This is a genomic window from Geomonas sp. (assembly GCF_056994735.1).
On sequence record NZ_JBXKJL010000299.1, the window covers coordinates 1 to 7,142 of the forward strand.

Consider the following 7,142-nt stretch of genomic DNA (forward strand, 5'->3'; position numbering starts at 1 on the left):
CCTTCCATAGGGTGTGGCGAAGGGGTTGAAGGTGCCTTCTGGCACACCTTCCGACAATGCATCGCCGGCTTCGATCTCCTCTTAATTAGATTCATTGCCCGTCAATGCAAATCATGGGTAGTCGAACTGGTCATGATTATGCTAAGGTACGCGGTTGGATACTGGGCCATGTGCGGTATAAATGGTGCAGAGGATGCCAATAGATCGAAAGAAAGAACGGCAGTAAACGGGATTGATATGACTTCAGCAAAGCTTCAAGCGGTAACCGATTACGTGGAGAAGTTGCACGGCTATGCCTATTTCAGGCCTCAGGAAGGGGTGCTCAGAGAGAGGTTGATGCAGGCCGTGCTCGACGGTGTGGAGGGGGAAGTGGCCGAGGAACTTTCCGAGGGGGAGTTCGACCTTGAGGTAAGCATCGGTCGCCAGGAAGGCGAAAGCGAGCTGAACCTCAATTTCAGCGTTGATCGGCCGGGGGTTGTCTTCGCCTCCCAGCTCGGGATCGGGGCTCTTGTTGATGAGGAGCTCGAGGACCTGGCGGGCTACCTCGCACCACTGGCGGAAACGGCTGCGGTGTCGGAGAGTTCTACCTCTGCCACGACCATCGTGCGCAAGGGTTCCGATGATGGCGAACATCATGAAAAGACCACGGCTGCGGCGCGGCTGAAGGTATCGCCGGAGTGGCTGAAAAGGGTGGTCCCATGTACGGACTACAGCTACGAGGAAATTGACGGCAGGAAATACATCAGGGAGTACTACTGGTCGAAGGAGCTGATAGAGCGGCTCTTCAAGATCAAGTCCACCAAGACGACTCCCGAAGATCTGGAGTATGTGGCGAAGGAATGCTGCGACGGTGACGCGGACTGGGCTCGAGATCTGATTGCCAGGCTGAAGTCGCCAAACCGGCCTGAGCCGGCGCCACGTGAGCAGTCCCAGCAGAAAGGGCAGGGGAGGCCCGCCCCGCAAGGCAGGGGCGCACAGCAGAGAGCCCCCCAGCAGAGAGCCCCACAGCAGGCGAAGTCTACCCCGAGGCCTGCCCCGCAGGGGGCCAACCAACAGGCTAAGCAGGCTCCGGCGAAGCCCGCGCAGGCTAATGCCGCACCCGGCACCGCAGCCCCCTCCGAAGGCGCCAGGGAGCGGTCGCGCTCGCGGTCCAGGCACAGAAAGTTCCGCCAGCAGGGGAAGGACGGCCAGAGGAAATCCGAGCCGACTGGGGAGCAGAAATAGCCGCGGCGCCTTAGCCGATCGCGACCTCGACCCGTTTACCCCCCGCACCGCGACGCTCTCCCTACAGGAGGCTCCCCCCCCTCCCTTGACGGGCCTGCGCGCTGTAGCGCTTCGGCGCGCAAGCGGGAGGGGGCTGGGGGGTGGGTGAAGCTGCCCGCTGAGGCAGTCCGGAATGTAAAAATGGCCCGCCTTTCGGTGGGCCATTTTTATTCCAGGTGAGGACCGTCCAGCAGGAGAGGGACTTCACTCCGGTGACGGGGTTACGACTCGCGCAGGTAGGTCGCGAACTCCATGTCGGTCTTCTTGATATGCTGGACCAGCCAGGAAGCGAGCGTCTTGTTGGTCATGATCACCAGCGAGAGTGTGGCGCCTTCGGCTTTGAGTTCGGCGGTGAGTTTGGCCACATCGGCCATGAAGCGATTATGCTCGGCCTTGTGGGCTGCATAGTCCGGGTAGGCGTTCTTCAACTGCAGCCTCTCCTCGGCCGCGAAGTGCTCCTTCACGTACTCTTCGAGAAAACGAAGCAATTCCAGAACCTCGTCCTTGCCTTTCCCCTGGCTGCAGGCGTTAAAGAGCCTTTCGAACCTGTTGAAGATCTCCTTGTGCTGGTTGTCGATTTCGGCCACGCCGGTGGCCAGGGTGTCACTCCATCCGATCTCCATCTTTCTCTCCTTTCGCTATACCTCTATTCAGATCACATCGTCGCTTCCGACCACGCTTCCTGCTAACTCCGCTTGCCCCGGAATGGCTATCCGAAAGGAGGTGCCGTGGCCGGGGTGACTTTCCACCTCGATGTCTCCACCATGGTCCTTGATGATTCCGTAGGAAACGGAGAGCCCGAGGCCGGTGCCGTTGTCCTTGGTGGTGAAGAAGGGGGTGAAAACCTTTTCCAGGTGCTCCGGCTGAATCCCCTTGCCGGTGTCGGATATCTCCACTACGCAGCCGCTGCCGCCGTCTCCCGGCCTGGTGCCGAGCTTGAGCGTCCCGCCTTCCGGCATGGCCTGTACCGCGTTCAAGATCAGGTTGCTGAATACCTGCCTTAGCTGGTCGGCGTCCCCCTGGATCTCCGTCAGATCCGGGGAGTAATCGCGGATGACGGTGACGGAATCGAGCGGGCTCTGGTGGCCGATCTGGCTCAGGATGTCGTCCAGGATCTCGTGAACCTTGAGCTTTTTCTGGTTGAGCGATTTCTGCCGGGCGAAGGCCAGCAGGTTTCCGACGATCTTGGCCATCCTCTCGGTCTGGCGGCTGATGATGTCGACCTCTTCCCGGTTGGCATGGTCCGGCGGCAGGCACATCTCCAGGACCTCGGTATTTCCCCTGATGATCGCCAGCGGGGTGTTGATCTCATGAGCCACGCCGGCCGCGACGATGCCGAGGTCCGCCAGCTTCTCGGCCCGCGCCAGATCCGCCTGGGTCTGCAGCAGCAGCCGGTTCTTCTCGCTCAACTGCGCCGTGCGCTCCCGCACCTTCAGCTCCAGCCCCCGGTGCAACTGGCCGATCTCGGCCTCCTGGCGGGTGAGGGCGCGGGTCATCTTGTTGAAGGCATCAGCGAGGTCGCCGACCTCGTCGGCCGAGTTCACCTCCATCTGCAGGTCTCGCTCGCCCGAAGCCACCCTGTGCGCCAGTTTCTCCAGTTCCTTGATCGGCCGGGCCAAAAGCGAGCCGATGAACCAGCAGAGGGCGATGCCGATCAAGGAGGTGACCAGCAGCACGATGTACATCAGTGAGTTCACGCTCTTCTGCATGTGGGTGTACGGCTTTTCCAGCATCCCCACATAGAGCGAACCGATCGCTTCCCCGCGCAGGTCGAGGATCGGCTCGTAGGCCGTGAAGTACCAGTCGTTGACCACGAAGGCCCGTCCCACCCATTTTTTCTTCTGCAGGATGACGCGGTTGTAAACTTCCTCCGAAACGCGGGTCCCGATGGCACGCGAGCCGGTGGAGGCCAGGACGTTGGTGGCGATGCGGGTGTCGCCGAGAAATAGGGTGGCGCTTCCGACGTCGGCGCCCTGGAACTTGACGCCTTCGTAGACGATCTCCTTGATCTTGTCCACCAGCGCGTTGTTGTTGTTCAGCATCACCGCCGCGTAGAGCGCTCCGATCACCCGGCCGTCGGCGTCGCGTACCGGCGCTGCCGAGACCATGAACATCCCCGAGCGCTCGACCGTCGACCCCCTCGGCCGGGAATGCGGCGTCGATACCACCGGGATGGAGGCGAGATGTGCCAGTTCCGGGCTCTCCTTGGCCAGTTCCTCTCCCGTCAGGAGGGTGGTGCCGGTGACCTGGGAACCCTTGAGGGCCTGTGCGAGGAAGTACGTCTCCTGCCTGTCCCCGGCGAGTTGCGGATTGTGGGCACGGTAGATGACCCTGCCGGAGCTGTCGACTGCGGTGAGGAGGTCCAGATGCTTTTTCTGCCGGCGCGGGCGCAGCAGCGAGTCGAGCATGGTCGTGCTGCGGGTCTCGATGGCCTTGGCGGTGAAGGGGCTGGCAGCGGTGAGATCGACCAGTTCGCCGATCCGCGCCAGCTCGTTGCCGTAGACCTCGCGCGCGGAGTTGAGGTCGGTACGCACCTTCTCCTGTGCTTCAGTCCCGATCTTGGCCTTGATCAGGTAGAAACCGGCCAGGGAGGAGATCATGAAGGCTACGAAGAGGGGGACGAGGGCTCCGAAGGTCAGCTTGGCCCGGATCGGGAAGCGCCGGTGCATCAGGCTTCACCCCCGCCCTCAACGCCGTACTCTTCGAGCTTGCGGTCCAGGGTCCTTCGGGCGATGTCGAGGATCCTGGCGGCGCGGCTCTTGTTGTTGCCGGAAGCCTTCAGCACTTGAAGGATGTGCTCGCGCTCCACCGTTTCCAGAGAGACCATCCGTCCCTCCGCCTGTTTCGGAGCGGGTGGTGCCGGAATATTGCGCCACACCGGGAGGGTTTCCGGCCTGATCAGATCGCCCCGGGTGAGGATGGCGGCACGCTCGATGGCGTTCTCCAGCTCCCTGACGTTGCCGGGCCAGTGGTAGGTTCTGATCAGCTGCAGCGCCTCCGGAGTGAAGTCGTTGATCTCCTTCTTCATCCGGGCGGCGTACTTCTTGAGGAAGTGTCTGGCGAGAAGTTCCACGTCCTTTGTCCGTTCGCGCAGCGGGGGGAGATAGAGGGAGATCACGTTGAGGCGGAAGTAGAGGTCCTCGCGGAAACGCTTCTGGCGCACCTCTTCCTCCAGGTCCTTGTTGGTGGCCGCCAGGAATCGGATGTCGACGGTTTTTCCCTTGGTGTCACCGACAGGGATGAAATCCCCTTCCTGCAGCACGCGCAGGAGCTTCGCCTGGATAGCCGGGCTCATGTCGGCAACTTCATCGAGGAAAAGGGTGCCGTGATTGGCGGCCTCGAGAATCCCTTTCTGGTGATTGATGGCGCCGGTGAAGGCGCCCCTGACGTGCCCGAAGAGCTGGCTTTCGAGGAGGGTGTCGGAGAGCGCGGCGCAGTTGATGGTGAGAAATCGCTCCTTGATGCGCGGGCTGTTGTTATGGATCAGGCTGGCCACCAGTTCCTTGCCGGTTCCTGACTCGCCCAGGATCACCACGTTGGACTCGCTTTGAGCTACCAGCATGGCCATCTCATGGACCTCGCGAAAGGTGTCGCTTGCGAAGATAAGCGGGCTGGCGGAGGAGGCGATTCCCAGCTCATCCTTGAGCGCCGAGTTCTCCTTCAGCAGGGCCTTGCGCTCCAGGACCTTTTCCAGGATGCCGAAGATCTTCTCCTTGGGGAAGGGCTTGGTGACGTAGTCGTACGCGCCGAGCTTCATCGCCTCGATGGCCGAATTGATGGAGGCGTAGGCGGTCATGATAACCACCGGGATCTCCAGCCTCATCTTCTTGATGCGCTGCAGGATCTCGATGCCGTCCAGGTCGGGCATCCTGACGTCGAGCAGCAGCAGGTCGCTCTCGACCGTGCCGCGCCCCTCCAGACTGCTCATGAGGGCGGTGCCGGAGCTGAATACCTCCAGGTCGAGACCTTTGGCCGTCAGGATCTTGCTGAGGTATCGCAGTATTTCGACTTCATCGTCACAGATGATAACTCTGCCGTTGTACATAAGTTTCCTGTGGCGTATCCCGCTTGTGAGGGACAGCGTATCTTGCGTGGGTTCGCGCCCGGAAGGACGCTCCTGCGCTCGTAGGAAGCCCATTGTCCCGGAGGAAAGGGTTCGCGCCCGGGAGGGCGCTCCTACGGTGACGCAATCTTCGGGGGCCATGGTTCCTGGGGGCGTAGGAGCGCCCTTCCGGGCGCGAACCGAGACCCTCATGCGCCGTCGCATCCGACACCGTTACAGCATCATCACCCGCAATGGGAACAAAAAGCTGTGGGAAGAACATGGGCGGGAGGTGCCTTCGTAAACCGCTCCAGCACAGCACATACCGGTCCAATATCTTTGATATCGTGGGAAAAAGTCAAGGAGTTTCAGTATACCAGGCCGGACCAGCGGGCTGCCGCGACACCGATTCCTCCCCGTCGGCGGTCGATGTGGTTCATCAGGCATCTCATGGCGGTCTCCTATGCCTCCTGCCCCAAGGGGCGCCGCTGCGGTGCCAGGTGTGTCTGCCAGTGCTCGTCGATGTACGCCTTCGGCTTCATCATGCGCTGCGTGCGCCAGAGCACCCGGGCGATGTAGGGGATCTGCGAGGGGCGCACCTGGCGGATCCAGTCGATGAGGCTCTTGTCCCCCGAGGTGTTGAGTATGGACCGGCGCCAGGTTTCCGCGTAGAGCTCGAAGAAGCGCTCCACCCCGAGGTTGGGCTCCCAGAGGAGGTGGTGCATGTCGAAGTTGGACCAGGGCTGTTCCGGAATGCGGGGCGCCATCTGGCGGTAGAAGTCGGTGCCGGGGAGCGGCGTCAGGATGGTGAAGCCGGCGCGCTGCAGGCCGTACCGCTCGACGAAATCCCACAGCTCCCGAAAGTCATCCTCGCTCCATTCGTGACCGATGACGAAGTTGCCGTTGATGCCGTAGCGGAGTTCCCGGGCGATCTTGACCGCGTCTACGCTTTCATTGATCTCGGAGTCCTTGGTGATCCCCGCCAGCGCCCGGTCGCTCGCCCCCTCGAGACCGAGGAAGATGTCGAAGTCCTTCGCCAGCGGCCTCCACGCCTCCATCAACTCGGCACTTCTGCAGATCAGGTCCGTCCTGGTCTGCACCAGGATCCAGCGCTTGTGGACGCCGCGCTTCTTCAGAGCTTCGGCGAGGGCAATGCTTCGTTCGGGGTTGTACCAGAAGAGGTCGTCGGCCACGAAGACGGCATCTCCGGACGAGGCGAAATCCTCGACCACCGCGTCGAGGTTGCGCTCACGGCAGGATCGGTCGTAGAGCTGCCATACGGAGCAAAAGGAGCAGCGATGCGGGCAGCCACGGGCGGTCTCCACCAGCCAGACAGGCTTGAAGAGGAGGCAGTGGTAGCCGTTTCGGTGGCGGGAAACGAGATGACGGGCAGGGAGGGGGACGGTGTCCAGGCTGGGGCGCTCGGCGCCGGGCGGTGAGGAGATCCAGCCTTCGCGGGTACGGACGCGCAGGCCGCCAACCTGCAGGGCCGATCCCCCTTTATCCAGCACCCGCGCCAGCAGCGGCAGCAGTTCCTCTCCGTCCTCCAGGCAAACCGCGTCGATTTCCTGAGTCTCGAGCGGCCCCGGGAAGGCCGCCGCGGCATGTCCCCCCACGATGATGAAGGCGTCGGGGCTGGCACGGCGGACCTGGCGCGCCAGCTCGATCACCTGGTCGTATTCCAGGGCGTGCAGACAGGAGATGCCGATCATTTTGGGACGCGTGCGGCGCACCCAGGTAGCCGGACCGGGGCTGAAGCGCAGGTCCGCCACCGTAACCTCATGCCCCTCACGGATCAGCGCCGCCCCGATGTACTCCAGCCCCAGCGGCTCCACCC

At 62.3% G+C, this 7,142-nt stretch carries 5 protein-coding genes; 1 reads left to right on the forward strand and 4 read right to left on the reverse strand.

All coding sequences use genetic code 11. From position 1 onward, the window contains the following. The first annotated feature begins 237 nt into the window (after positions 1-237). Complete coding sequence (locus AC11W3_RS13230) at positions 238-1,224, forward strand: hypothetical protein (protein WP_484088629.1); 987 nt, start codon at positions 238-240, stop codon at positions 1,222-1,224. 260 nt (positions 1,225-1,484) lie between these two features. Here the strand turns inward: AC11W3_RS13230 and AC11W3_RS13235 are convergent, their stop codons facing one another. From AC11W3_RS13235 to AC11W3_RS13250, 4 genes are all read right to left on the reverse strand, one after another. Then, entirely contained in the window at positions 1,485-1,886 is a 402-nt protein-coding gene (locus tag AC11W3_RS13235; RefSeq protein ID WP_484088628.1) for a bacteriohemerythrin, read from the reverse strand. Positions 1,887-1,913: 27 nt separating this feature from the next. After that, positions 1,914-3,932, reverse strand: coding sequence for a cache domain-containing protein (locus AC11W3_RS13240; RefSeq protein WP_484088627.1), 2,019 nt, complete (start codon positions 3,930-3,932; stop codon positions 1,914-1,916). Further along, entirely contained in the window at positions 3,932-5,308 is a 1,377-nt protein-coding gene (locus AC11W3_RS13245; protein WP_484088626.1) for a sigma-54-dependent transcriptional regulator, read from the reverse strand. Before AC11W3_RS13245 ends, AC11W3_RS13240 begins: the two co-directional genes overlap by 1 nt. A gap of 458 nt (positions 5,309-5,766) precedes the next feature. Then, the coding region (locus tag AC11W3_RS13250) for a B12-binding domain-containing radical SAM protein (RefSeq protein ID WP_484093141.1) at positions 5,767-7,142 on the reverse strand (1,376 nt) is incomplete at its 5' end.